Consider the following 836-nt stretch of genomic DNA (forward strand, 5'->3'; position numbering starts at 1 on the left):
GGCTGGGGTTTGACGCTGCCGCACAGGCGCGCCCCGTTTCCGACTTTTCGGGCGGGTGGCGGATGCGCGTGGCGCTGGCCACCGCGCTGTTCCTCAACCCCGACCTGCTCCTGCTGGATGAGCCGACCAATCACCTTGACTTGGAAGCCACCATCTGGCTGGAAAACTGGCTGGCGCGTTTTTCCGGCGCCGCGCTGATCGTCAGCCATGACCGGGGGCTGCTGGACCGCGCGGTGGACGCCATTGCCCATCTCGACCACGGCAGGCTGAGCCTGACCCCCGGCGGGTATGAGGAATTCGTGCGCATCCGCACCGAGCAGGCCCTGCAACAGGCCCGCATGGCCGAGCGCATCAATGCGCGCCGGGCGCATATGCAGTCCTTCGTGGACCGTTTCCGCGCCAAGGCCACGAAGGCCCGGCAGGCGCAGGCCCGGCTGAAGGCGCTGGAAAAACTGCCCCAGATCGAAAGCGTGGTGGAAGACGCGCCCAGCCAGTTCTCCTTTCCCGAACCCTCCGCCCTGCCACCGCCCATGCTGACCATGGAGCGGGTCAGTGCCGGGTATGGCGACCACACCATCCTGTCCAACCTGTCGCTGCGCATCGACATGGAAGACCGGATCGCGCTGCTGGGCGCCAATGGCAACGGCAAGTCCACCTTCGCCAAGCTGGTGGCGGGCAGGCTCGCACCCCAATCCGGCACCATCCAGCACAGCCCGAAGCTGAAGGTGGGCTATTTCGCCCAGCACCAGGCCGAGGAACTGCGCCCCGACGAATCCCCCGTGGACCATATGGCCCGCGCCCTGCCCGGCGCCACGCCGCCCATGGTGCGCGCCCAG

Annotated in this window: 1 protein-coding gene; it reads left to right on the forward strand. The window is 67.9% G+C overall.

Annotation, left to right across the window (positions count from 1 at the left end; translation table 11 throughout):
- Positions 1-836, forward strand: an 836-nt coding sequence (locus JCM25156_RS18710; protein WP_025814350.1) for an ABC-F family ATP-binding cassette domain-containing protein, incomplete at both ends; no start/stop codon positions are given.

This window comes from Komagataeibacter kakiaceti JCM 25156 (genome assembly GCF_000613305.1).